Annotated in this window: 21 protein-coding genes; 12 read left to right on the top strand and 9 right to left on the bottom strand. The window is 64.7% G+C overall.

The window, feature by feature from the left end; all coding sequences use genetic code 11:
• Positions 1 to 5 precede the first annotated feature (5 nt).
• The gene (locus CYJ07_RS17355; protein ID WP_104204981.1) at positions 6 to 911 is read left to right on the top strand and encodes a LysR family transcriptional regulator; all 906 of its coding nucleotides are present in this window, start codon (positions 6 to 8) and stop codon (positions 909 to 911) included.
• 99 nt (positions 912 to 1,010) lie between these two features.
• On the opposite strand, the gene CYJ07_RS17350 is transcribed toward CYJ07_RS17355, so the two are convergent.
• Positions 1,011 to 1,484: a PepSY domain-containing protein gene (locus CYJ07_RS17350; protein WP_104204980.1), complete on the bottom strand. Its 474-nt coding sequence runs from the start codon at positions 1,482 to 1,484 to the stop codon at positions 1,011 to 1,013.
• Between the two features lie 137 nt (positions 1,485 to 1,621).
• Here CYJ07_RS17350 and CYJ07_RS17345 point away from each other — a divergent pair, with 137 nt between their 5' ends.
• From CYJ07_RS17345 to CYJ07_RS17335, 3 genes are read left to right on the top strand one after another with little or no spacing between them, the layout of a single operon-like run.
• On the top strand, positions 1,622 to 2,011 hold the full coding sequence (locus CYJ07_RS17345; protein ID WP_104204979.1) for a PepSY domain-containing protein: 390 nt from the start codon (positions 1,622 to 1,624) through the stop codon (positions 2,009 to 2,011).
• Positions 2,008 to 2,679 (top strand): response regulator transcription factor, encoded by a 672-nt coding sequence (locus CYJ07_RS17340; protein ID WP_104204978.1) that lies wholly within the window; start codon positions 2,008 to 2,010, stop codon positions 2,677 to 2,679. The genes CYJ07_RS17345 and CYJ07_RS17340 overlap by 4 nt, the downstream gene beginning before the upstream one ends.
• Positions 2,676 to 4,040, top strand: coding sequence for an ATP-binding protein (locus CYJ07_RS17335; RefSeq protein WP_104204977.1), 1,365 nt, complete (start codon positions 2,676 to 2,678; stop codon positions 4,038 to 4,040). Before CYJ07_RS17340 ends, CYJ07_RS17335 begins: the two co-directional genes overlap by 4 nt.
• Here CYJ07_RS17335 and CYJ07_RS17330 read toward each other — a convergent pair.
• The 4 genes from CYJ07_RS17330 to CYJ07_RS17315 form a co-directional block, all read right to left on the bottom strand.
• Complete coding sequence (locus CYJ07_RS17330; RefSeq protein ID WP_104204976.1) at positions 4,037 to 4,843, bottom strand: ABC transporter permease; 807 nt, start codon at positions 4,841 to 4,843, stop codon at positions 4,037 to 4,039. The genes CYJ07_RS17335 and CYJ07_RS17330 overlap by 4 nt on opposite strands.
• Entirely contained in the window at positions 4,840 to 5,727 is an 888-nt protein-coding gene (locus tag CYJ07_RS17325; protein WP_104204975.1) for an ABC transporter permease, read from the bottom strand. Before CYJ07_RS17325 ends, CYJ07_RS17330 begins: the two co-directional genes overlap by 4 nt.
• The gene (locus tag CYJ07_RS17320) at positions 5,720 to 6,889 is read right to left on the bottom strand and encodes an ABC transporter ATP-binding protein (protein WP_104204974.1); all 1,170 of its coding nucleotides are present in this window, start codon (positions 6,887 to 6,889) and stop codon (positions 5,720 to 5,722) included. The genes CYJ07_RS17325 and CYJ07_RS17320 overlap by 8 nt, the downstream gene beginning before the upstream one ends.
• A 63-nt stretch (positions 6,890 to 6,952) precedes the next feature.
• A complete protein-coding gene (locus CYJ07_RS17315) occupies positions 6,953 to 8,068 on the bottom strand; it encodes an extracellular solute-binding protein (RefSeq protein ID WP_104204973.1) in 1,116 nt (371 codons plus the stop codon).
• A 410-nt stretch (positions 8,069 to 8,478) separates the two neighbouring features.
• On the opposite strand from CYJ07_RS17315, the gene CYJ07_RS17310 reads away from it, so the two are divergent.
• The gene (locus tag CYJ07_RS17310; RefSeq protein ID WP_104204972.1) at positions 8,479 to 9,639 is read left to right on the top strand and encodes a GGDEF domain-containing protein; all 1,161 of its coding nucleotides are present in this window, start codon (positions 8,479 to 8,481) and stop codon (positions 9,637 to 9,639) included.
• 58 nt (positions 9,640 to 9,697) lie between these two features.
• Here CYJ07_RS17310 and CYJ07_RS17305 read toward each other — a convergent pair whose 3' ends face one another.
• Both CYJ07_RS17305 and CYJ07_RS17300 read right to left on the bottom strand, forming a co-directional pair.
• Positions 9,698 to 10,777, bottom strand: a complete 1,080-nt coding sequence (locus tag CYJ07_RS17305; RefSeq protein WP_104204971.1) for an NAD(P)-dependent alcohol dehydrogenase — start codon at positions 10,775 to 10,777, stop codon at positions 9,698 to 9,700.
• Positions 10,778 to 10,902: 125 nt separating this feature from the next.
• Positions 10,903 to 11,469 (bottom strand): NnrU family protein, encoded by a 567-nt coding sequence (locus CYJ07_RS17300; RefSeq protein WP_104204970.1) that lies wholly within the window; start codon positions 11,467 to 11,469, stop codon positions 10,903 to 10,905.
• A 200-nt stretch (positions 11,470 to 11,669) separates the two neighbouring features.
• Here CYJ07_RS17300 and CYJ07_RS17295 point away from each other — a divergent pair, with 200 nt between their 5' ends.
• Entirely contained in the window at positions 11,670 to 12,155 is a 486-nt protein-coding gene (locus CYJ07_RS17295) for a DUF2243 domain-containing protein (RefSeq protein WP_104204969.1), read from the top strand.
• A 3-nt stretch (positions 12,156 to 12,158) separates the two neighbouring features.
• Positions 12,159 to 12,962, top strand: a complete 804-nt coding sequence (locus tag CYJ07_RS17290; RefSeq protein WP_104204968.1) for a cytochrome c oxidase assembly protein — start codon at positions 12,159 to 12,161, stop codon at positions 12,960 to 12,962.
• Here CYJ07_RS17290 and CYJ07_RS17285 read toward each other — a convergent pair.
• Entirely contained in the window at positions 12,959 to 14,449 is a 1,491-nt protein-coding gene (locus tag CYJ07_RS17285; protein WP_104204967.1) for an FAD-dependent oxidoreductase, read from the bottom strand. The two genes, CYJ07_RS17290 and CYJ07_RS17285, sit on opposite strands and share 4 nt — an antisense overlap.
• A 305-nt stretch (positions 14,450 to 14,754) precedes the next feature.
• Between CYJ07_RS17285 and nosR the strand changes: the two genes are divergently transcribed.
• From nosR to CYJ07_RS17260, 5 genes are all read left to right on the top strand, one after another.
• Positions 14,755 to 16,095 carry a response regulator c-di-GMP phosphodiesterase, NosR family gene (gene nosR / locus CYJ07_RS17280; protein ID WP_104204966.1) on the top strand — a complete coding sequence of 447 codons (1,341 nt, stop codon included), beginning with the start codon at positions 14,755 to 14,757 and terminating at the stop codon, positions 16,093 to 16,095.
• Positions 16,092 to 17,972, top strand: a complete 1,881-nt coding sequence (locus CYJ07_RS17275) for an EAL domain-containing protein (protein WP_104204965.1) — start codon at positions 16,092 to 16,094, stop codon at positions 17,970 to 17,972. The genes nosR and CYJ07_RS17275 overlap by 4 nt, the downstream gene beginning before the upstream one ends.
• Before the next feature lie 247 nt (positions 17,973 to 18,219).
• Positions 18,220 to 20,466 carry a S8 family serine peptidase gene (locus CYJ07_RS17270; protein ID WP_104204964.1) on the top strand — a complete coding sequence of 749 codons (2,247 nt, stop codon included), beginning with the start codon at positions 18,220 to 18,222 and terminating at the stop codon, positions 20,464 to 20,466.
• Positions 20,467 to 20,594: 128 nt separating this feature from the next.
• The gene (locus CYJ07_RS17265; RefSeq protein ID WP_104204963.1) at positions 20,595 to 21,737 is read left to right on the top strand and encodes a PQQ-dependent sugar dehydrogenase; all 1,143 of its coding nucleotides are present in this window, start codon (positions 20,595 to 20,597) and stop codon (positions 21,735 to 21,737) included.
• Between the two features lie 131 nt (positions 21,738 to 21,868).
• Positions 21,869 to 22,363 (top strand): YciE/YciF ferroxidase family protein, encoded by a 495-nt coding sequence (locus CYJ07_RS17260; protein ID WP_104204962.1) that lies wholly within the window; start codon positions 21,869 to 21,871, stop codon positions 22,361 to 22,363.
• 180 nt (positions 22,364 to 22,543) lie between these two features.
• Here the strand turns inward: CYJ07_RS17260 and pncB are convergent, their stop codons facing one another.
• On the bottom strand, positions 22,544 to 23,743 hold the full coding sequence (pncB, locus tag CYJ07_RS17255) for a nicotinate phosphoribosyltransferase (RefSeq protein WP_104204961.1): 1,200 nt from the start codon (positions 23,741 to 23,743) through the stop codon (positions 22,544 to 22,546).
• Positions 23,744 to 23,747: the final 4 nt, after the last annotated feature.

Here is a 23,747-nt window from a genome sequence, read left to right as displayed (position 1 = left end):
CCGCCATGCACGATCCCCAGACCCTGCGCGCCTTCGTCACCGTCGCTCGCGAGGGTAGCGTCTCCCGAGCCGCCGAGCGGCTGCACCTGACCCAGCCCGCCGTCAGTCTCAAGCTGAAGCACCTGCAGGAAGGGTTGGGGCTGACACTGTTCCGTCGCCGCCCCCAGGGCCTGGCTCTGACCGCCGATGGCCACGCCCTGCTGCCGGCGGCAGAGCGCGCGCTGGCCGCCCTGGCCGCCTTCGAACAGAACGCACGCGCCCTGCACAGCACCCTGCATGGTCGGCTGCGCATCGGTACTATCGTCGACCCCGAGTTCATCCGCCTGGGGGCGTTCCTGCACCGCCTGGTGGAGCGTGCGCCGCAGCTCGAGACCGAATTGCAGCACGGCATGAGCGGCAGCGTCCTGGAGCGGGTGCGGCGCGACACGCTCGATGTCGGCTTCTTTCTCGCTCCGCCCGGTGTAGGACCCGGGCCGGAGGCCCACGAGATCGACTACTGCGAGCTGACCCACTTTCATTACCATATCGTCGCCCCATCGGGTTGGGGCAGCCGTCTGGAGCGGACCGACTGGCCGAACCTGGCTACCCTGCCCTGGATCGTCACGCCGCCGGACTCCGCCCATCATCGTCTGCTGCATGGCGTCCTCGATCCGTTGGGCCTCACCCCCAACGGCGTTGCCCAGGTGGACCAGGAAGCCTGCATGCTCGACCTGGTGCGTGCAGGCGTGGGCCTGAGCCTGGCTCGCGACGCGCTGGCCATGGCCGAGCGTCAGGAACGCGGCCTGGTGGTCGTCGACGGCGTGCGCCTACCTTGTGCGCTGTGCTTCATCTGGCGCCGCGATCGCAGCGACGACATGCTAATCCAGGAGGCACGGGAAGTGCTGGAAGGGGTCTGGGGCAGCCTGCCCTGAAGCACGGGGGCCCGCCGCGTATTCCGCGCCGGGCCCCGTGCGTCTGGTTGCTCGCTTGCGTAGCGAGAGCAGTGCCGGGGCGGGCCCCCGGCGGTAGGCTCAGTCGCGCTCTACCTCGACCACGCCGCTCTCGCCCTGCCGGGTTCTCACCTCGATCTCGCGACCATCGGCGTCGCGCCCTTCGATCTCGATGCGGCCATCGCGGTCGACCTGGATCTCCTCGAACTCGGCCAGGCCCTCGGCCGTCGCCGCTTCCATGGCCATGCGGACATCGTCCTCGCTCATGCCCCAGGCATCGCCCCCGCGGCGCTTGCGCTGCTCCTCTAGGGTCTCGCCGTTCTCCAGCGACAGACGCACGTCGGCCTGCCATTCGCCATCGAGCCAGCCTTCGATCTCGACGCTGTCGCGGCCCTTGGCCTCAATCTCCTGGTAGTGCTGGAAGCCGAAGGTCGCACCCTGCTCCAGCGCCTCGTCGAGGCGGTCCGTTGCCAGGCGGTCGTCGGCGGCCTGCGCTGTGGTGCCGGCGAGCATCAGGGTGGCCAGGGAGCCGATCAGGATCGTGTTGCGTTTCATGGGTATTCCTCCGTGCATGGTGGTGCGTTCAAGTGTCCCGCTCGGGGTACGCCACAGGTTTTATCACCGACCACCTTGCCCGAAGCTGACGGCGACGTTCATGCTGTGTTCATGTCCGGCCCGGCATCCTTGGCGACATGAAGACACGCCCCCCTCGACCACTGCCTCCCTTTTCGCTCGCGGCGCTCGGCCGGCGTGCGCTGCCCCCTCTGTTGTTGTCGGCGCTTCTCGGCCTGACGGCGGGCCATGGCCTGGCCGACGAGCATTGGCGCGACCTCCATGAAGCGGTGCGCAGCGGCCGCCTGGTCGCCCTGCCGACGATCCTCGACTGGCTGGAGGCTCGCTACGAGGGGCAGGTACTCGAAGTGGAGCTGGAGCGCGACGACGGCCGCGCGATCTACGAAGTGGAGATGCTCGGCCCCCAGGGCCAGGTGGTGGAGTTCGAGTTCGACGCCGAGAGCGGTGAGCTGATCGGCATGGAGGGGGTCAACATCGACGGCATGCGGCGCAACGGGGAGGCGCAATGAAGGTGTTGCTGGTGGAGGACGACGATGCCTTGGCCGAGGCACTGGCGGAGGCGCTGCACGAGGCCGGGGTGCTGGTCGAACAGGCCGATTGCGGCGGCGAGGCCGATTTTCTGGTGCGCACCGAAGCCTACGATGCCGTGATCCTCGACCTGGGCCTTCCCGACGGCGACGGCAGCCGCTGGCTCGCCGAGTGGCGGGAGGATGCCATTGAACTGCCGGTGCTGGTTCTCACGGCGCGCACCCGCTGGGCCGACAAGGCCGCCGGCTTCTCCGCCGGAGCCGACGATTACGTCACCAAGCCGTTCGAGACCGCCGAAGTGCTGTTCCGCCTGCGCGCCCTGGTGCGCCGCAGCCACGGCCATGCTCACCCGGTGCTGCGCATCGGTGAGCTGGCCTTCGATACTCATACCGGCAGCGTCACCCTGGCCGGCCGGCCGGTTAGCCTGACCGCCCAGGAATCTCGTCTGCTCGCCTATCTGGCCCACGCCGCTCCACGGGTGGTCAGCCGCAGCGAGCTCGCCGAGCATGTCTACGACCGTGACCATGAGCCCGACTCCAACGTCATCGATGTCCAGATCAGCCGCCTGCGGCGCAAGCTGGGAGCGGCGCGCATCGAGACCCGCCGCGGCCAGGGCTACCGGCTCATCGGCGACGCCGAGGCCTCATGAACCGGCTAAGCCGATTGTCGCTGGCCAGCCGACTGATACTGGCCACCCTGCTGGTCCTGGCGGTTACCCTGCCGTTGGCCGGCTTCGGCCTCGCCCAGCACTTTCGCACCACCGCCACCGGCGCCTTCGACCGTCAGTTGGAGGCGCTGCTCAACGTGGTGATCGCCGGACTCGCCTGGGACGACGTGCGGCAACGCCTGGTGCAGGAACGCGATCTCGGCGACCCGCGCTTCGAGCAGGTCTTTTCCGGCTGGTACTGGCAGGTCAGCGACGGTGGCGAGCGGGTGCTGACCTCGCGCTCACTATGGGACCAGCGCCTGCCCGTCCGCGAATCGACCGGGGTGGTCCGGCATGACCTGATGGGGCCGCGCGGCGCACCGCTGCGGGTCGTAGAGCGCGACATCCACCTGGCTCCGCTCGAGGCCCCGCTGCACGTCAGCGTGGCGGCGCCGCGCGAGACGCTGGACCTCGAGCTGGATCGCTTCGCCCGGCTGGTGGCGCTGTCGCTCGCCGGCCTGGGCCTGCTGGTGCTGACGATGCTGGCCCTACAAGTGCGCTGGGGTCTGGCACCGCTGCGACGCATGCAAGGCGACCTGGCGCAGGTAGAGAACGGCGACGCCGAGCGGCTCGACACCCGCCTGCCCGCCGAGCTGGCTCGCCTTGCCGGCGCCATGAACGCCGTGCTGGCCCGTGACCGGCGCCTGATGGAGCACGCCCGCCATGCCGCCGGCAATCTGGCTCACGCCCTCAAGACCCCGGTGAGCGTGCTGACCACGCTCGCCGATGGCATCGAGGAGCCACGCCGCACCAAGATGCGCGACGAGCTCGGACGCATCGACGATGCCGTGCGCCACCACTTGGCCCGTGCCACCGCGGCGGGCGATGTTGGCCTGGCTCCCAAGGTCGCGGTGGCCGAAGTGCTGGCCCCCATTCTCGACGGTTTGGGGCGGCTTGCCGGTCGCCGCGGCGTGAAATTCGAGCACAGCCTGCCGGGCGGTCTGCGCGTGCGAATGGCGCCCCAGGACCTTCAGGAACTCGTCGGTAACCTGTTGGACAACGCCCTGCGCTGGGCGAACGGTCATGTCCGCCTGGGGGGGCATAACGGGGACGACGGGATCTGGCTCTGCGTGGAGGATGACGGCCCCGGCATGGACGAGACGCAGCGAGAGGCCGCCATGGCTCGCGGCTCACGCCTGGACGAGCGGCGCTCCGGCAATGGCCTGGGGCTGTCCATCGTCGCCGACCTGGTGACGTTGCACGGCGGCCGGCTGCAACTGGACACCTCCCCCCTGGGGGGCCTGTCCGCCCGGGCCTGGCTGCCGGCTCGCCCGCTGGCCGAGGCCCCGCCAGCCGCGGACTAGACGCCCTTGACGCTGCGCGCCGTCTCGCGCCGCCGTTTGATTTCATAGACGACGGCGATCACCACGGTGAACAGGATCAGGATCAGCCCCAGCGCGTTGACCGCCGGCGTCAGCCCGGTGCGCACCTTGGAGGCGATATAGACCGTCAGGGTGGTGTCGTAGCCCACCACGAACAGCGTGGTGTTGTAGTTCTCGAAGGACTGCAGGAAGGCGATCACCGCCGCCGACAGGATCGCCGGCTTGAGGTAGGGCAACAGGACGCGGCGAAACGCTTGCCAGGGGCTGGCGCCGAGGTCCAGCGCCGCGCGCTCCAGGGTGCGGTCGAAGCGCTGCAGTCGCGCGGTGACCATCAGCATCACATAGGCGGCGATGAAGGTGGCCTGCCCCAGCACGGTGAGAAAGATACCGCCGCTCACGCCCCACTGGCGCCAGAAGATCAGCGTCGAGATGCCGATGATCACGCCGGGCGTAAGCAGCGGCGAAAGGATCAGCGCGTACAGAAACGGCTTGGCGCGGCTAGAGACGGTATTGAGGAACAGCGCCGTGGCGATGCCGATGGGCACGGCGACGACCAGCACTCCTGCCGCCACGATCAGGCTATTGCCGAGCGCCTGCCACATGCCGCCGTCGGCGGCGAGTTCACCGAACCAGCGCAGGGTGGTGCCATCCCAGGGAGTCACGGTGGGAAAACGGCTGTCGTTGAAGGTGGCCGCCGCCATGATCATCAGCGGCAGGAACAGGTAGGCGAAGAACACCACCACGTAGAAGCGCAGGCCGAAGGCGAGGAAGCGTTGCGAACTCATTTGCCGATGTCCCCCAGGCCCACCTTGAAGATCTTCATGACCAGCGACATGAAGCCGATGCATAGGATCAGCAGCAGGAAGGCGTAGGCCGCGCCCTGGTTCCAGTTGCCCCCCTCGAAGAACCAGTTGTAGATGATCTGGGTGAACCAGCGACTGCCCGGCGAACCGAGCAGCGCCGGCACCGCGTAGCTGCCCGCCGCCAGCATGAAGGTCATGATGCAGCCGGTGGCGATGCCCGGCTTGGCATGGGGAATAACGATGCGTCGATGGGTGCGCACGGTGCCGGCGCCGAGATCGCGGGCGGCGCGCACCTGGTTGTCGTCGAGGCTCTCGATGGCGTTGTAGACCGGGAATACCATGAACAGGATGTAGGCGTAGACCATGCCCACCATGACCCCACCGTTGCCATTGAGGAAGCGGATCGGTCGCTCGATCAGCCCCAGCATCATCAATACCTCGTTGAGCGGGCCGCGAAACGCCAGGATGATGAACCAGGAGTAAGTACGCAGGATCTCGTTGATCCAGAACGGCACGATCAGCAGCAAAATGCACAGCGCCGCCTGGCGCGGGGTGGCAACCTTGGCCAGGTACCAGGCCAGCGGATAGCTCACCGCGAGCGTCAGCAGCGTGACCAGCACGCTCGACCAAAGGGTCTTGAAGAAGATCGCGCGGTGGATGTCGTTGGCGAGAAGCGTGGCGTAGTTGGCCAGCGTGAGCCGATCCTCGGGCCCGCCGAGCTGGGCCGGCAGCAGGTTGGGCTTGAGCGAATACTCGATCATCTGCAGCTGCGGCAGGGCCACCATCACGATCAGCCAGCCCCCCAGCAGGGTGACGATGGCCATCGCCAGCGGTCCACCGAAGCGCGTCTGGAGCTGCCTAAACATGCGCTCCTCCGGCCTTCGCCCGGCCGCTTTCCACCACTTCGCCGGTATCGTCGTCGAGCACCGGGCTGCCGTCGTCGGGCAGTACCACGGCGTCGATCGGGTCGTAGGCGAATGCCATGCGCTGGCCCACGGCAAGCGCATCGGCCTGGTTGCGCGACACCTCATGGCCGAGCTGTACGCGCAGCTTCTCGCCGGAAGCGACCAAGCGCGTCTCGAGCATGATCCAGGCGCCCTCGAAGTGCACCGCCTCGATCTCGGTGTCGAAGCGGGGGCCCGCCACACCTGCCGCGACCGGACGCAGGTGCTCGGGGCGCACGAACAGCACCGCCGCCTCGCCATTGGCCAGGCGTGTCTCGCTGCTCGCGCGTCCGGCCAGTTCGCCCAGAGCACCGCCATCGAGGCGCACCCGCTCGCCTTCGCGATCGATCACGCGTCCCTGGATGCGGTTGTTCTCGCCGACGAAGGCAGCAACGAAGCCGGTGGCAGGCTCGCGGTAGAGCGTCATGGGGTCGGCGACCTGCTGAATGCGCCCCGCCGACATCACCGCCACCCGGTCGGACATGGTCAGCGCCTCGCCCTGGTCATGGGTGATATAAATGAAAGTGATGCCAGTCTTGCGCTGGATCGCCTTGAGTTCGGCGCGCATGTGCTGCCGCAGCTTGAGGTCCAGCGCCGAGAGCGGCTCGTCGAGCAGCAGCACGCGCGGCTCCACCGCCAGCGCCCGGGCAATGGCTACACGCTGCTTCTGCCCGCCCGAGAGCTCGGTCACCCTTTTCGGCCCGCTGCCCTCCAGCGCCACCAGCGCCAGCAGGCGCTCGGAGGCCTCGCGCCGCCTGCGCTTGTCGACACCGCGCACCTCGAGGCCGAACTCGATATTCTCGAACACGCTCATCAGGGGAAACAGCGCCAGGTTCTGGAAGATCATCGCCGTGGGCCGGCGGTTGACCGGCACCCCGGCCATGGGCTCGCCGCCGATGACCACCTGCCCTTCGCTCGGGGTCAGAAAGCCGCTGACGATGTTGAGCAGGGTGGTCTTGCCGCAGCCCGAAGGGCCGAGAAAGCTGAAGAATTCGCCCGAGCCTATCGCAAGCGACGTCTTCTCGATGGCGGTGAAATCGCCGAAGCGCATCACCACCTCGTCCAGTCTGACGCTACCGTCCATCAACACCTCGTATAAAAGATCGCCGCTACGCGGCTAAAAGAGCGAAGCTGGAAGAGCGGCTCTTTATGCCGATAGGTAGCGATCCTGATACTCGTTGCGCAGCGCCACGTACCACGGTTCCTGGATCGGCCACCACCAAAGGTTGGCGAGGTCCTGCTCGGTGTAGGAGTCGGTGAAGAACTGGCGCGTCTCGTCGGGCAGCAGCTCGGTGGCGCCCTTGGACGTGGAGTTGTAGCCGGTCGCCTTGACGAACAAGGCGCCCGCCTCCGGCGTGTAGTACCAGTTGATCAGCTCGTAGACGGCGTCGGGGTTCTGGGCGTTCTTGGGAATCACGAAGCCCTCCATCCACGCCAGCGCCCCTTCCTTCGGTGCGCCGTAGGCGATGTCCTCCCCTTCCTGCTGCAAGCGGAAAGCCGTGGAATCCCAGGTCTGTCCGATGACCGCACCGTTGGTACGGAAAGCCGCTTGGGCGTCGTTTTCGGTGTCCCAGAACTGCACCAGCATCTGCTTGTGCTTGACCGCTTCTTCGAGAATGACGTCGAAGTTGGCGCGCATGGCCTCCTCGCTCTTGTAGGAGTCGAGCAGCGGATGCGGCAGCCGACCCTCGCGCTCCAGCCACAGGCCGATGCCCACCAGCGCCGAGTGGCCGCGCACCGTCACGCCCTGGCCGTGCTCAGGATTCCACAGGTCGGCATAGCTGAGGTTGGCGCGGTCGATGCTAGCGTCGCGGCGGTGCCAGGAGATCGCCTCGGTGCCCCAGTCGCTGGGGGCGAAGTAGCGCTTGCCGTTGACCACGCCGCCCACCTCGGAGCCCTCGATGGCGCTGTCCAGCGCGCCGGCCCAGTTGATGCGGGACACGTCCAGCGGTTGCACCAGATCGTAATCGAGATAGCCCGGCACGCGGTCCACGGTGGGCATGATCACGTCGAAGCCGGAGCCGTCGGTGGCGCGCAGGGAATTCATCAGCTCGTCATTGGTACCGTACGGCGTGAAAGTCGCCCGTATCCCCGTCTTTTCGGTGAAGTCGGCCAGCATTTCGTCGGTAAAGTAGCCCGCCCAGGCGTAGATACGCAGGGTCTGCTCTTGGGCCAGTACCTTGTTGATATAGAACGACGGCACGGTGGCGACCGCTCCGGCGGCCAGGGTGCCCTGCAGGAAGCGGCGACGTGTAAACGACATGACGAGTTCTCCATGATGGTCATACACAAGGGGACAGGGGTCAGGCTGGTGCAAGCCCCCGACCCTTATCGCGCGACTACATGACGGCGGGATGACCATTGAATGACCGTTCAGCGCCGTGTAACAAAGAGTAGCATCCCGTTGAGAAAGGGCCGCCCCCGGTTTCAACGCTGCTCGGTCGCTGTCCGCCCCGCTCACACGGGGCTTGCCCGGGGCGTCGCCATCAAGCGGCGGCATGCTCCCGTTGGGAATGCATGTCGCGCATGGCTAGCTGCACGATCCGCTTGCTGGTAGCCTGCCTGCAAAAATCGAACCCAGAAAAAAAGCGCAGGCAGAACCAGGCAAGGCAATGGGCATCGAGTGCCCTCGCTCCTCGTCGTCCTGACGCGTATGAGGTCTGACGAGCCCCCATGACGGCTATTGCGCAGGGTAACCCGAGCGTGCTGAGGCGTTTCGGTCTTCGCTTCTGCGACTCGCAGCTGGAACTCGCCTACCGGCACGACACCTTTCCCCGCACTCTCATACATGGGCGTACGGCGATCCTGGTCGGCATGCTGGTCTATCTGTTGTGCGGCCTGCTGGACATCTGGTTCGTTCCGCCCGAGGCCAGCTCGGGTGTGTGGCAGTCGCGTCTCACCGCCCTGCTGGTCCCGATCCTGATACTCGCCGTCAGCTTCACCGAGGCCTTCCAGCGCATGGCGCAGTGGTGGTTGTCCGCCGTTTGCCTCGCAGCCGGCTTCGGAATGATCGCCATCCAGTCGCAGGTGCCTCTCGCAAACGCGTCCTACTATTACCCCGCCATGGTCATGGTGACCTTCTACACCTACAACTTCATCGGGGTCCGCTTTGCTTATGCCCTGGGCATCGATGCGCTGCTCCTGGTGAGCTACAACCTGGCCTTCGGGCTACTGCTGGAGTACCCCGGCCATATTCTCTTTAGCCATAACGTCTTCATCGTCTCGGCCAATCTGATCGCCGGCACCACGGGCTATCTCGTGGAGCGCCAGGCGCGACAGCTCTATCTGCGCGAACGCCAGCTAGAGAAGGAGCGGCACTATCATCGGGAACGTTCGTTGCACGATTCGTTGACAGGCCTGCCCAATCGGGAACTGCTGCACGACCGTATCCGGCAGGCATTGGCGGCCAGCCAGCGGCATCGGCTGCTGCAGGGCGGCCTGTTCATCGACCTGGACGGGTTCAAGCGCATCAACGATCGTCTGGGTCATCGCATGGGAGACCAACTGCTCGTGCGAGTGGCCGAACGCCTGACGAACAGCGTGCGCAAGACGGACACGGTGGCACGGATCGGCGGGGATGAATTCTTCGTGCTCGCTCGCGACCTCGCCTCCGAGCGGGACGTTCACCGACTGGCGGACAAGCTGCTGGCCAGCCTCAGGTCGCCGCTGTCCGACGTTCCCGAGCCCCTCGCCCTGCGAGCCAGCATCGGCGTGTGCCTGTTTCCCTACCCCGGCATGAACGTCGCCGACATGATTCAGCGCGCCGATATGGCCATGTACCGAGTGAAGATGGCCGGCAAGGACGGATACTGCGTAGCCGAACTCGAGCCATGACGCCGCGGGGCGGCCGACCATCCGCCCCTATCCACGATTCTTGCAGCGATCCAGAGGCTCAGCCCGCCTGGATCGCCACCTTGAGTACCCCGTCGCGTTGATGCGAGAAGAGGTCGTACGCATCGACGATATCCTCCAGCCGGTAGCGATGGGTGACCAGGCCACTGAGGTCGAGCCGGCCAGTCTCGATCACCTGCATCAGCCGGCGCATGCGCTCCTTGCCGCCAGGACAGAGCGAGGTGACGATGCGATGGTCGCCCAGGCCGGCATGGAAGGCGCCGAGCGGAAGGACCAGATCCTCGGAGTAGACCCCCAGGCTCGAGAGGGTGCCGCCAGGCTTGATGACGCGCAACGCGGCCTCGAAAGTGGACTGCAGCCCCAGCGCCTCGATGGAGGCGTCGACGCCGCGCCCACCGGTCAGACGCAATATCTCCGAGACGACATCGACCTTGCGGAAATCGAGGGTGATATCGGCCCCCAGGCTCCTGGCCATCGCGAGCCGCTCATCGACACCGTCCACGGCGATGATCAAACCGGCTCCGCGCAGGCGGGCCCCGGCGGTAGCGCACAGTCCGATCGGCCCCTGGGCGAAGATCGCCACGCTGTCGCCAATCTTGATGCCCGCCGACTCGGCACCGGCAAGGCCGGTCGACATGATGTCGGGGCACATCAGCACCTGCTCGTCGCTAAGGCCATCCGGCACCGGAGCGAGGTTGGCCTGGGCGTCGGGCACCAGCAGATATTCCGCCTGGGCGCCGTCGATGGTGTTACCGAAGCGCCAACCGCCCATGGGCTTGTAGCCATGTGCATGATGGCCGCCATCCTGGGCGCTGCAGCCATCCTGGCAAGCGTAGGAGGTAAAACTGGGGCAGATGGCGCCGGCGATCACTCGCTGCCCCTCGCGATAGCCCTTCACATTGGCGCCGAGTTTCTCAATCACACCGACCGGCTCGTGGCCAATGGTGAGCCCCTTCTCGACCGGATATTCGCCCTTGAGAATATGAACGTCGGTACCACAGATGGTCGTGGTGGTGATCCGAATCAGGGCGTCGTTCGGGCCGATGTCGGGGATCGGCTTATCCTCGATCTCGATGCGTCCCGGCTCGGCAAAAATCGCCGCTTTCATCATGGCAGGCATGGTTGGTTCCTCTTGTCTCGATGCCGCCGACCGGCGGACTTTCGATCAGATTCGACCAACTTGGGCGGAGTCGCCTTGATCTGCATCAACTCCGCCGCACGCCATGCTGCCAAGCAGGCGCAGGATTACATCACGGGAACGCCGGTCACCCAGACGTGAAGGTGGAAGGCGAACAAATAGTAGGCAAGCAGGCCAATAACCAGCGCGACCAGCGTGCCGGAGGCGCGCGGCGTCACGGCCGGTGCGGGCTCGCGGCGCCGGGAAGAGCGGAAATCGAGCACGGCCCAGAGCAGGAAGGCACCGAAGAAGACGATATCGCCGAGCCGGCCATTGGCCAGCAGGTGGGCAAAGGCCCAGACCTTGACGGACAACACCATGGGATGCCCCAGCTTGGCCTTGATGTGATTATGCGGCACGTAGGCGGCCACCAGAAGAATGAAGGCGGGGATCATCAGCAGCGCCACGAGATGACGCAGGCCGACCGGCGGTGCCCATATCCAGATAGGATCGAGGCGCATACGCCCGTACCCCCAAATGGCCAGCGCCAGGCCGATGATGGAGACGATAGTAAAGAGCACCTTCCAGCGACCCTCTCCCAGACGTTGAATCTGTGCGGTCCGCCAGTCATCGGCGAAGATACGGACGGAATGGGCGCCGAGAAAGATCAGCAGTCCCAGGATCATGACGAGCATGGAGCCTTTCCTTTTGCAGGGGCAGATTGGAATGTAGCCAAGCGCACGGCGCAGCGAAGCGGCTGCCCGACCCGGACAGCTTACCCAGCGCGGAGCACGACACCAAGCGCCGTCGGGATAACCGCACGCATCGTTGCGCGCTTGAAGCGAGCGGTGGCTGGCCTAACCTGAGAGCCAGGCCTTTTCGGAGCATGGATGCAATGAAGCGCTCTTCGCCTAACGAGGCACCCAGCGAAATCCCGACCGACCGCGATGCCAGGCGCTCACTCGGCTATGCCGCGCTACTAGGCATCGGCGTGATGGCGGCCATCGACGAGATCGTCTTCCATCAGTTGCTGCAGTGGCATCACTTCTTCGATCGCGCCACGCCGACGATCGGCATCGTCTCGGATGGTCTGCTGCACGCCGGCGAGCTGCTGGCCTTGGTCATCGGCACTTTCCTGCTGCTGGATCTGGCGCGCCAGCGTCGGTTGGCAATGCGGCTGGCCTGGACCGGCGTCCTCTTCGGCATGGGCGGTTTCCAGCTCTTCGACGGGATCGTCAGCCACAAGCTGTTGCGCATTCATCAGATCCGCTACGACGTGGACCTGCTGGCCTACGACCTGGCCTGGAACCTGTCGGCCATCGCACTGCTGCTGCTGGGCGCCTGGCTCCTTCGCCGTACGCGGCAGTTGAGACGACACTAGGCCATGCCAGGGTCGCACGGCCTCGGTGTCGACGCCTCGTCGCTCGCCCTGCTACCGCTTGTCGCGATCGCGGCGCTCACGCTGGCGTATCTCGTCTCCGCCCGACACCAGCGGCACGTCGGCAGCGGCTGGAGTGGCTGGCGCTGCGCCTTCTTCGTCGGCGGCAGCCTGCTGCTTGCCGCAGCCCTCGCCCCACCGACCCTGACCTGGGCTCATCACGACCTGCGCGGTCACATGGCCCAGCACCTTGCCATCGGCATGCTGGCACCCCTGGCCTGGGTACTGGCCGCACCCGTCACCCTGGCGCTCAAGACGCTGCCGACCGGGGCGGCACGGCACCTGGTCGCCGTGCTGCAAAGCCCCCCGCTGCGCGCGGTCTCCCACCCGATCACGGCGCTGCTGCTCAACGTGGGCGGCATGTACCTGCTCTATCTCACGCCGCTCTTCGCCGCCACTCAGCAGGGGTCGACTCTTCACGCCTGGATGCACCTGCATTTCCTGCTCGCCGGCTACCTGTTCTGCTGGGCCATTCTGGCCGGCCCCGACAGCGCCCCGCATGGGCACGGCCTGCGTCTGCGCCTGGGCGTGCTGTTCGTGTCGATGGCCGCTCACGCCATTCTGGGCAAGCTGATGTACGGCTATCTCTGGCCGCGGGGAACCGGACACGATGTGGAGGAGATTCAGGCCGCCGCCATGCTGATGTACTACGGCGGCGACCTGGCCGAAGCGCTACTGGCCATCGCGCTGATGGTGATGTGGTGGCGCCTGCCGCGCCAGCGGCGGGAAGCGCTGCCACTCCTGCCTTAATCCGCAGCGTGCGGCCGGGACAAAGGATGGTATGCCGGCCCCTCGATCACTTCCCCGTCGGTATCGAAGCGGCTGCCGTGACAGGGGCAGTCCCAGGTCGATTCCGCAGCGTTCCAGTGCACCACGCACTTCATGTGTGGGCAGATGGCGGAGAGCACCTTGCGTTCGCCGGCCGGCGTGCGGTGGATCGCCAGCTTCTCGCCGTCCACGGTGGCGACACGGGCCTGGCCCGCACCGATGCTGTCGAGATCCTCGAGCTTTTCGGTACCCAGGTAGTCCTTGACCATGTGTTTGGTGACCGTGGCGTTCTCCTTGGCGTACTGCATTGCCGACTTGCCCGGGGTGATACGCCGGGCGCCGAAGCGCGCCTGCCAGGGATTGTCGCGATCGAGGATCCGATCGGCGATGATGCGCCCGGCCAGCGTGCCCCATACCAGGCCGTCGGCGGCGAAGCCGGTGGCCATGTAGAGGTTGTCGTGACCGTGCACCCTGCCGATGTAGGGCAGCCCGTCCGGTGAGCTGTACTGCTGGGCCGACCAGTGATGGGTGAAGCTCTCGATATCGAAGTGGGTCTCGAGGTATTCGCGCAGTCGCTGGTAATGGTCGCCGCGATGCTCGCCGGTCTTGTGCTTCTCGCCGATCACCATCAGGTAGCGTTGATCGCCGTGGCGATAGCTGCGCAGCGAATGGAAAGGATCGAGCACCCAGATGATGCCTTCGGGATAGTCGCCGCTGCGTAGCCGGGCGCTGACGGCATACTCCCGCGACACCAACATGCCTGCCTGCAGCATGTTGATCCCCTTCGGGGTATGCGTGGCAAAAACGATATGGCTCGCCAGGATGCGGGCCGCATCGGTGCGCACCCAACCTTCCTTGGCATTCACTTCTCGTACCGGGCTGTGCTGATGGATCACCACGCCTTCATCGATCAAGTGGGAAGCCAAGCCCTGGACGTAGTGCAGCGGATTGAACTGGGCCTGATCCGCGACACGTATGCCCCAGCAGTCGAAGGGCAGCCCAGGGCCGTCGGCTTCCGTGGCATCGAGCCCCGCGCTGACCATGGCATCGAGCTCACCGTTCAGGTCGTGCTCCGCATGCTGCCGGTCGTCGGTGACCAGCCGATACGCCGGCTGTCGCTGGAACTGGCAGTCGATGGCGAAGCGCTCAACCAGCCTCTCGACATGATCCACCGCCTCGGCCCGCGCCCGCACCACGTCGGCCGCCACCGCATCGCCCCATTTGCTTCGCAGCGGCGCCAGCCCGGAGGCGAGCGTGCTGTACAGGTTCCCGGTGGAGCCGCCGGTGACACCGGCACCGACGCTGGAGGCTTCCAGGATCATTACGCGCTGGCCCGCTTCGGCCAGCACCTGCGCCGTGGTGAGGCCGGTGATACCGGCGCCGATCACGACCACGTCGGTCTCGGTGTTCTCGTTCAGCGGCGCGTAATCCGCCACGTTGCGGCTGCCAAGCGTCCAGATCGCGTCCATAACGACTCCTTCCGTCGAAATTGTCTGTCCTGCCCCAGTTATAGAAGCTGACGGAGAGCGGCGCTAACGCCGCGTCATGCAAGACGTGCCTCGCGCCCGTGCCTGGCAGTTGCCCCGACCGGAACCACGACGGCTAAAGAGGTGCCGAAATCTGCCGATAGGTTGAATGAGAGGACGCATAAGGACGTTCCTTTCTCTTCCCCCTGATGACCCGCCGATGCCAGCGGCGGGAAGCGCGAAACCGGCACCGTCTTCACGGCGGCTGTCTATTCGCACCCAATTACCGTTGCCGTATGGGGGCCAGCATGATCGACGCAAGCAAGGGCATGGACGTTCCTCTCCCCAGCGTGTTGCTGGTCGACGATGAACCCAACATTCTTGGCGCTCTCAACCGTACGCTGCGCCGGGAAGGGTATCGCTTGCTGACCGCAAGCGACGGGAATCAAGCGCTGGCCCTCATGCAGAACGAGCCCATCGACCTGGTCGTCTCGGATGAGCGCATGCCCGGCATGGACGGTGCGGAGCTGTTTGGACATATCCAGCAGCACTGGCCAGACTGCCGTCGCTTGATGTTGACCGGTCACGCCGACCTGAGCTCGACTATCCGCGCCATCAACGAAGGTCATGTCTATCGCTATATCGCGAAACCCTGGAACGATGACGAACTGCGCCTGACGATTCGCCAAGCGCTGGACCATCAGCAGGCGGAGCGCGAGCGTCGCCGACTCGAGGCATTGACCCAGGAACAGAACCGCGAACTGACCTCGCTCAACGCTTACCTGGAGGAGCGCGTCCGTGCGCGTACCGGTGAGTTGCAGCAGTTGGCGGATATGCTGGAGCTGGCTCAGAGCGAGTTGAAGCACAGCTACGTCACCGCCACCCAGGTCTTTTCGACGCTGATCAACCAGCGGCTGCCAAGCCAGCTGCAGACCAATACCCAGGTTCGGGACTTAATCAAGGCCTTTGCCCAAACCCACCAGTGCGACGACGAACTCACTCATAGCCTGTTGATGGCCGCCTCGCTCTACAACCTGGGCAAAATGACCTGGAGCGACCGGCTCCTGGCGACCCCCTCCGATGCTCTCACGAACGTCGATCGCGAGACCTACCGGTGCTACCCGGTAACGGGCGAAGGGCTGCTGATGTCGCTCGATCATCTCGAGGAAACCGCCCGTATCATCCGTCACCACCACGAACGCTGGAACGGCAGTGGCTATCCCGATCGTCTCAAGGGCGAGCAGATCCCCTACGGAGCCCGCCTGCTCGGTCTGGCCGTCGATTTCATCGAGCTGCAGCGTGGCATGGTGCTGCAACGCCGTCTGCCGCGAGACGATGCCCTGAAGCTACTGCGCAAGCTGGGCGGGCGAATCTACGATCCCGAGCTATGCGAGGCCTTCGTCACCCTGTGCATCGAACAGGCGCCCGATCTCGGCGTCGACGGCAAGGTGGTGAAGTCGCTCGATACTCGCCATCTCGAGCCAGGCATGGTGCTGGTGCGCGACCTTCACTCAGAAAGCGGCATGCTGTTGCTCCACGAGGGCAAGCAGCTGACACGGGATCTGATCGAGCGTCTGATACGCTTCGAGGAAACCGAAGACACACACTATGTCCTGTGGGTGAAGCTGCCGGACGATGACGCTGAATGACATCGCTTCCGGCGACGCTGCTTGCCAACAGCGGCTTGATCTTCGGCTTCCTGCTGATCATCGGCCTGGGCCTGCTTGGCCTGACTGAATATCGACGCCACAGACGAGTTCATAGCCATGAAATGGCCCAGTCTGCCCTGCGCTACAACGCCACCCACGATCCCTTGACCGGGTTGCCCAATCGCACCTCGATCGAGCAGGCCATTCTCGGAGGCTGTCGGCACACTAACCAGGCACAGCGCCAACTGGCCGTGCTGATCGTCGACCTGGATGCCTTCAAGCCGATCAACAATACCCTGGGGCATGAAATGGGAGACAGGGTATTGATCGAGGTAGCGCGACGCCTGGAGCGGTACGTGCGCCCCGGTGACAGCGTGGGACGCTTCGGCGGAGACGAGTTCGTGATGATCCTGCCGGGGCTGAAAGGCATGGACGAGAGCAGAGCGATCATCGAACCGCTGCTCGCCGAGATCGCCCGGCCCTACCGTATCGACGACAACGAACTCTATCTCACGGGTAGCATCGGCGTGGCGCTCTGCGAATGCAACGAAACGCCCGCGCAGACGCTGCTTCAGCAGGCTGATTTGGCGATGTACAAGGCCAAGCGTCTCGGACGCAACAATTACCAGTTCTTCACGCCCGACCTCAGCGACAAGGTCCGCCACCATCTGTCACTGCGCAACGAACTCCAGCGTGCCATCGAGGAGCAGCAGTTCGAGCTTCACTATCAGCCGCAGATTCACGGGCCCAGCGGCCGGATTCTCGGTTTCGAGGCCCTGCTGCGCTGGAATCACCCCCAGCGTGGCCAGGTTTCTCCCGCCGATTTCATCGAGGTTGCCGAGAATACCGGCCAGATCGTGCCCATTAGCGATTGGGTGCTGGCCACCGCTTGTCGCGACAACCGACGCCTCAACGACTTGGGACTTGGACACTATGTCATGTCGGTCAATGTCTCGCCGCTGCAGTTCCAGCGCAGCGGTTTCATGACCGATGTGCTGGAAGTGCTGGAAAGGATCGGACTCGCGCCCTCGCTGCTCGAGCTCGAACTGACCGAGAACATTCTGCTGGGCCATGCGGAGAGCGCGATCGAGGCCCTGCGGGAGATACGCTCCCACGGTATCGGCATCGCCATCGATGACTTCGGTACCGGCTTTTCCAGCCTGAGCTATCTCAAGCACCTACCGCTCGACAAGATCAAGATCGACCGCTCCTTCATCAAGGAGATCATCAGCGATCATCGCGATGCGGCCATCGCCCAGGGCATCGTAGCGATCGCCACCCAACTGCAGCTGCAGGTGGTCGCCGAAGGCGTCGAGACCCAGGCCCAGTACGCCTATCTGAGCAAGCACCTGTGCGAGAACTTCCAGGGGTTCTATTTCGCGCGCCCCATGCCGCTGGACGAGCTGCTTCGCTTCCTCGACGAGCACCACCGGGCCCAAGCCCTCGACCGTCAGCGGCGCGAAGGCCACCAGGGCGGCCAGACCCTGCTGCTGCTCGATGACGAGGCCAACATCCTGAGTGCGCTCAAGCGCTTGCTGCGCCGTGACGGCTACCGGATCCTCACCACGACCAGCGCCCAGGAAGCCTTCGAGCTGCTGGCCACCAATGACGTTCAGGTCATCATCAGCGACCAGCGCATGCCCGAGATTAGCGGCATCGAATTCCTGCGACGTACCAAGGAGCTCTACCCCGGCACGATCCAGATCGTGCTGTCGGGCTATACCGACCTCAAGACCGTAACCGAGGCGATCAATGAAAGCGCCATCGACAAGTTCCTGACCAAGCCATGGGACGACGACGAGCTGCGCCTGGTGGTGCAACAGGCCTTCCGCCAATACGCCAGGCAGCAGGTGCAGCGACGAAGCCAGGACGCCTGAGACACCAGGCGCAACGCGACATCTCGAAGCGGCATCGACCCCCTTCTCGAAAGCGCGATTACCTTTTCTTACACAAGGGCAACGTAAGCGAACCCCTTCGCCATTCCACCGTCAGCGCGCTCACCTATGCTGATGACATTCACTGGTACTATCGCATTAGAACGTATCAGATGATTCGACCCAGAGAGACGCAAGAAAACCAGAGCGAACAACGGGATCCGTACGACAAGAACAGGGACGATGCACCATGACACAAGGACGCGACGCCTACGCCCTCTCTCGCCGCTATGGTGGGATACTGCTATTCGCCCTGGCAGGGTGCGGCAGCAGTGGTGGGACCTCTCCTCCCGGTGATGCCACCGATACGCCTTCACCGCCTCCGCACGAGCTGGATCCCGGACCGGATCCGAACCCCGACTTTTCGTCACCCGATACGGACCATGCCGTACTGATCGGGGTAGCGGACTCCGGATTCCGCCTCAGCCACGAGAGCCTCGAACCGAGAATCGCCTCCGCCCAGAATCTGGCCGACCCGGATGACCCCGACGTCACGACTTCGAGCCGACACGGTACCGCGGTCGCCTCGGTTACCACCCTGGCGACGGACGTGCATGGCCTGAACCTCGCCAAGGTCAATCTCGGCGAAGAGAAGAACTCATACGCCCATATCATGGATTACAGCGTGGGCTACCTTGCCGATCGCGGCTCGCGTGTGGTCAACCATAGTTATAGCGGCCGGCTGGAGGCCCCCGGCGCGACATCGAGCTACCTGGGTCGTCGCTCCATCGACTCGTTGCACCGTGTCGTCACGGCCAACGAAGGCCGGGGGGCGGTATACGCGGTGGCAGCCGGTAACCAGGGCGTGGCCCTGCAGGCCGACAACCCCATCCACCAGCATGCGGATATCTTCGAGCGGATGCTGATCGTCGGCGGGTCGGTCCGCAACGGCTCGGACGAGATCGAGAAAGCCGCGCTCAGCAATTACCCGGGGGAAGACTTGAGCTGGCAGGCACGCTTCCTCACCGCGCCCTGGCGTACCCTCGTGGCCCTGGACGACGCCGACGATAGCTACGGCTGGGGCCTGGGCACCTCGTTCGCCGTTCCCCAGGTGTCGGCTTACGCCGCCGCCATCATCGAGACATGGCCTCACCTGGATGCGACGCAGGTCACCCAGTTGCTGCTGGATACGGCCGACCGGACGTCGCCGCTGTATGACGACGACAGCTGCGGTGCGAGCGGAGACGTGAACTGCGGCTATTTCTATCTCGGCCAGGGCGAGGCCAGCCTGGCGGATGCGCTGGCGCCCCAAGGCGAGCTGACCCTGCCCAGCGGCGACAGCGTGGCGCAGGGTGGACACGCTCTCGAGGCGAGCGCGGCTCAGCTCTCCGGCGCCTACGGGGACGCCCTGGCAACCTCCGGCGCGCTGGCGGATATCGCCGTTTTCGATGAGCTCGGTCGCGATTACCGCACCGATCTCTCCGATCATGTCTCGCAGCGGACCGGGCGGGATCGTGCGATGCGTCGGCACATGGAGCAAATGGCGACGGCCTCACAGGCGCACCGCGCCGAAACGCGCAGTGAATTCGGTGACATGCGCTTCATGGCCCGCCACAACGCCTATGGCGAAGCCACGGCGGCCCGCCTGGATGGTCGCTTCGGCCAGCATGCCTGGTCGATTTTCCAGTTCGCCGGCGACGAACCCAACCCCATGAGCCCCTCCTTCGAGACGGGTTTCATGCCGATGCTCACTTTCCAGGGCGGCTCCGACTTCACCCATGACCTGGAGCGGGTTACCGGAATCCGCCATCGCATGGGGCTGGGCGAACGCTTCTCGCTCATTGCCGAGTACTGGGCGGGCGACGCTGCCGATGACGCGGCCGGCCTGACGAGCGCCTATCGAGCCGACCGCTCGGAGATGGCGCTGGCCGTCGAACTGACCGAACGGCTATCGCTGACCGCGGGAGCCGGGGTTATGAAAGAAACGCACGGCCTGCTCGGCGCCCAGGGCGCCGGGGCGCTAGCGTTCGGCGAGGATAACCGCCTGCACACGCAGCGCATCCAGCTCGACTACCGGTTGGCCGATACGCTCAACGCCTTCGCCGTGCATGAAACGGGACGCGGCGGCATGGCCGGTAGCGGACTGATACAAGCCATCGATGACCTGCGGACACGGGAGACCTCGTTCGGCCTGCAGTGGCAAGGCGAGCGTCAACAGGCCGCGCTGGCCTTACGCCAACCGATGCATGTCTCGACGGCCAACGCGACGCTGAGCGTACCCACCGGGCGCACACTTGACGGTGACGTCGTACGCGAGGAGCGCGAGGTGTCGCTGAGCCCGTCCGGCCGGCAACGCGACATCGAATTCGGCTACGCCCTGCTGCCCTCCGAGCGCACCCGGTTGCAGCTCAACCTGCTCTACTCCATCGAACCCGGGCATGAGCGGGACGCCGCCGACGAGATCGCCGTCATGGTCAACTACACGCGCCGCTTCTGAAGCGACCTGACCAACTAGCAGGAGCTTCCAACGTCTCCGACGAAGTACTCCATGCCCCGTCTCGCTTCGCTTGCCAGCCGGGGCCGAGCGTTTACCTTGAAGACAACGCTCTTCAAGGAGGATCTCTCATGACGCGCACCATTCCGATCGCCGCGCTCGGCTTCGCTACCGTTGCCCTATCCCTGTCATCCCTCGCCTCGGCGCAGCCGAAGGAGTCCGTTCAGACCGCGGCCGGTTCCTTGAGCATCGAAACCGTCGTAGATGGGCTCGTGCATCCGTGGGGAATGGCGTTTCTCCCCGATGGCCGAATGCTGATCACCGAGCGCGAGGGTCGACTGCGGCTACTCTCGGAGGACGAAACGCTTTCCGACCCGCTCGAGGGCGTGCCCGACGTGTTCAACCAGGGCCAGGGCGGACTGCTGGATGTCGCCCTGCATCCCGATTTCGAATCCAACCGGCAGGTCTATCTCTCCTTTTCCGAACCCGGTGATGAGGGCGCCACCACCGCCCTGGGTCGCGGCCGTCTGGAAGACGACCGGCTCGAGGACTTCGAGGTGATCTTCCGCATGGAGCCGCGAGTCAAGGACGAGAACCACTTCGGTGGCCGCATCGTCTTTGCCGGAGACGAGACGCTCTTCCTCACCCTGGCCGAGCGCTTTCAGTTCGAACCGGCCCAGGATCCCTCAAACCACTTGGGCACTATCGTGCGGCTCAAGCACGACGGCACGGCCGCGGATGACAACCCGTTACTCGATGACGAAGAGGCCCGCGACGAAATCTGGTCCTACGGCCATCGAAATATCGAGAGCGCAGCCATCCATCCCGAGACGGGCGAATTATGGGTGGCCGAAATGGGCCCGATGGGCGGCGACGAACTCAACCGGCCCGAGGCGGGACGCAACTACGGCTGGCCCGAGGTGAGCTGGGGGCAACACTACGACGGCGAGGACATCCCCGACCCCAGCGACAATGACGACTACGCCGGTTCGGTGAAGCAGTGGACGCCGGTCATCTCCCCTTCCGGCATGATCTTCTATACCGGTGACACCCTGCCGGAGTGGCAAGGCAGCATGCTGATCGGCGGGCTCTCGGAGCATGGCCTGGTGCGCATCACGCTGGAGGGGGATGAGGTCGCCAACGACGAGCGCATCCCGCTTGGCGCCCGTATTCGCGACGTCGAGCAAGGGCCCGATGGGCTGGTCTACGTTCTCACTGACGAGGAGGACGGCAAGCTGATACGCCTCGAGCCGCTCGAGGAGAACGGGAACTGAGCGAGGAACCACATGCGGTCGCAGCACAAGGTCACATAAAGCAACCGATGATAACCCACGCATCGCCATCAGCATTGCTACGTTGTAGAAGCTGGACAAAGGAATGACTTGCCAAGCGAAAAGGAGGACACATGAAGATCGAAAGCCCCAAAGACCTATTTATCCGTCTGCTATCCGAGGCCAACAGTGCCGAGAAGCAGATGACCCGCTCGCTGCCCAAGATGGCGCGCGCGGCCCACGACGAGAAGCTGGTCGAGGCCTTCAAGGAGCACCTTGAGGAGACGCGTGCCCAGGTCGAGCGGATCGAACAGGTGGTCGACTCGGATGACAGTATCCGCCTCCGGCGCATCAAGAACTACGGAATGGAGAGCCTGATCGACGAGGCACAGGAGTTGATCGACAACAGCGAAAAGGGTCCGGTTCGTGACGCCGGCCTGATCGGCGCCGCCCAGAAGGTCGAGCACCTCGAGATCGCCGCGTATGGCACCCTGGCCACCCTGGCCGACCAGTTGGGCTTCACCAAGGCCAAGCAGTTGCTCGCCGAAACGCTGCAGGAAGAGAAATCCACCGACGAAAAACTCACCAAACTGGCCAAGAACGACGTGAACCGCAAGGCCAGCAGCTAAGCGAACACACGATTGGCAGGCCAGTTGACTGGCCTGCCTTCTTTACGCCTGTCCAACGTTTCACCCGGCTCGCATCACGACTGCTCTTGGCTCGCTTGCCTCGCCCTCTTGCATACGTGCTATCGACCCAAGTTGGCAATCGAAGCGTTCAAGTCACGCCATGTGCGAACCAGTCACCCACTAATCCTTCACACCGAAGACGTGTTTGAGATAGCGCACGTAGCCCTCGTCACGCGACACGGTCTTGCCCGGCGAATCCGAGATTTTGGCGACGGGCTGGCCATTACACGACACCATTTTGATGACGATGTTCATGGGCTTCACCCCCGGTACGTCGCAGGTCAGGTTGGTGCCGATGCCGAAGCTGGTTCTGATCCGCCCCTCCAATGCCGTCTTGATCCGCATGGCCTTGTCGAAGGTCAGACTGTCGCTGAAAATCAGCGTCTTGGTCATCGGATCGATGCCCAGGGACTCGTAGTGGCGAATGCATTTTTCGGCGAACCACAGCGGGTCGCCGCTGTCGTGGCGCAGCCCATCGAAGAGCTTGGCAAAGTAGAGATCGAAGTCGCGCAGGAAGGCATCGAGGGTAACCGTATCGGTCAGCGCGATGCCCAGGTAACCGCGATACTCCTGCACCCAGGCTTCCAGCGCGGCCCGCTGGCTGTCCACCAGGCGACTGCCCAATTGCTGGTGGGCCATGATCCATTCATGCGCCATGGTCCCCATCGGACTGATGCCGTGGCGATGCGCGATATCGACATTGCTGGTGCCGACGAAGTTACCCGGAAACTCCGCCTCCATGACCTGGACGATCGCCTCCTGCACGGGCTGGGAGAGGCGCCGCCGCGTGCCGAAGTCGGCGAGATTCAGGCCCGCCAGTTGCTCCGGCGTATAGGCCTCGCGCAGGGCGTCGAGCTTGCGCCGCAGCTGCGCCACGGCCTGGTCGATCTGGACATCGGGATACAGGGTGCGATTGCGTACCTCGCTGATGATGGCCAGGATCACGATCTCGAACAGGATGCTATGCGACCACGGCCCGTCGATGACGATGCATAGCTCGCTTCCCTGCATGCCGACCTGGACATACTCCGGCCGGAAGCGGAACAGCTCCAGGAAGCGAATGAAGTCGGGCGACATGTAGGGAAAGCTCGCCAGGTAGTCCGACTCCTCGCGGGAAAGCTGCAGCGTGGCCAGCCGGTCGATCTGCTCGCGAATCTCGGGAATGTAACGCTCCAGATCCTCGGCGTCCCGACAGCGAAACTCCCAGGTGACGCTGGCATTGGGGTACTGATGATGGACCCCCTGCATCATGGTCAGCTTGTACCAGTCGGTATCCAGCAGTGACCGGATGATCGGTCCCTTGCGGTAGGTCTCGTCCATGTCG

Origin of the sequence: Billgrantia saliphila (genome assembly GCF_002930105.1) — a bacterium.
GTDB lineage: Bacteria > Pseudomonadota > Gammaproteobacteria > Pseudomonadales > Halomonadaceae > Halomonas > Halomonas saliphila.
This window is presented reverse-complemented; position numbering and strand designations above follow the sequence as displayed.

Excerpts from the sequence above, each read along its gene's own strand:
- CYJ07_RS17355 (WP_104204981.1), top strand. The coding sequence starts at position 6 with ATGCACGATCCCCAGACCCTGCGCGCCTTCGTCACCGTCGCTCGCGAG.
- CYJ07_RS17350 (WP_104204980.1), bottom strand. The coding sequence starts at position 1,484 with ATGAAACGCAACACGATCCTGATCGGCTCCCTGGCCACCCTGATGCTC.
- CYJ07_RS17345 (WP_104204979.1), top strand. The coding sequence starts at position 1,622 with ATGAAGACACGCCCCCCTCGACCACTGCCTCCCTTTTCGCTCGCGGCG.
- CYJ07_RS17340 (WP_104204978.1), top strand. The coding sequence starts at position 2,008 with ATGAAGGTGTTGCTGGTGGAGGACGACGATGCCTTGGCCGAGGCACTG.
- CYJ07_RS17335 (WP_104204977.1), top strand. The coding sequence starts at position 2,676 with ATGAACCGGCTAAGCCGATTGTCGCTGGCCAGCCGACTGATACTGGCC.
- CYJ07_RS17330 (WP_104204976.1), bottom strand. The coding sequence starts at position 4,843 with ATGAGTTCGCAACGCTTCCTCGCCTTCGGCCTGCGCTTCTACGTGGTG.
- CYJ07_RS17325 (WP_104204975.1), bottom strand. The coding sequence starts at position 5,727 with ATGTTTAGGCAGCTCCAGACGCGCTTCGGTGGACCGCTGGCGATGGCC.
- CYJ07_RS17320 (WP_104204974.1), bottom strand. The coding sequence starts at position 6,889 with ATGGACGGTAGCGTCAGACTGGACGAGGTGGTGATGCGCTTCGGCGAT.
- CYJ07_RS17315 (WP_104204973.1), bottom strand. The coding sequence starts at position 8,068 with ATGTCGTTTACACGTCGCCGCTTCCTGCAGGGCACCCTGGCCGCCGGA.
- CYJ07_RS17310 (WP_104204972.1), top strand. The coding sequence starts at position 8,479 with ATGACGGCTATTGCGCAGGGTAACCCGAGCGTGCTGAGGCGTTTCGGT.
- CYJ07_RS17305 (WP_104204971.1), bottom strand. The coding sequence starts at position 10,777 with ATGCCTGCCATGATGAAAGCGGCGATTTTTGCCGAGCCGGGACGCATC.
- CYJ07_RS17300 (WP_104204970.1), bottom strand. The coding sequence starts at position 11,469 with ATGCTCGTCATGATCCTGGGACTGCTGATCTTTCTCGGCGCCCATTCC.
- CYJ07_RS17295 (WP_104204969.1), top strand. The coding sequence starts at position 11,670 with ATGAAGCGCTCTTCGCCTAACGAGGCACCCAGCGAAATCCCGACCGAC.
- CYJ07_RS17290 (WP_104204968.1), top strand. The coding sequence starts at position 12,159 with ATGCCAGGGTCGCACGGCCTCGGTGTCGACGCCTCGTCGCTCGCCCTG.
- CYJ07_RS17285 (WP_104204967.1), bottom strand. The coding sequence starts at position 14,449 with ATGGACGCGATCTGGACGCTTGGCAGCCGCAACGTGGCGGATTACGCG.
- nosR (WP_104204966.1), top strand. The coding sequence starts at position 14,755 with ATGATCGACGCAAGCAAGGGCATGGACGTTCCTCTCCCCAGCGTGTTG.
- CYJ07_RS17275 (WP_104204965.1), top strand. The coding sequence starts at position 16,092 with ATGACATCGCTTCCGGCGACGCTGCTTGCCAACAGCGGCTTGATCTTC.
- CYJ07_RS17270 (WP_104204964.1), top strand. The coding sequence starts at position 18,220 with ATGACACAAGGACGCGACGCCTACGCCCTCTCTCGCCGCTATGGTGGG.
- CYJ07_RS17265 (WP_104204963.1), top strand. The coding sequence starts at position 20,595 with ATGACGCGCACCATTCCGATCGCCGCGCTCGGCTTCGCTACCGTTGCC.
- CYJ07_RS17260 (WP_104204962.1), top strand. The coding sequence starts at position 21,869 with ATGAAGATCGAAAGCCCCAAAGACCTATTTATCCGTCTGCTATCCGAG.
- pncB (WP_104204961.1), bottom strand. The coding sequence starts at position 23,743 with ATGGACGAGACCTACCGCAAGGGACCGATCATCCGGTCACTGCTGGAT.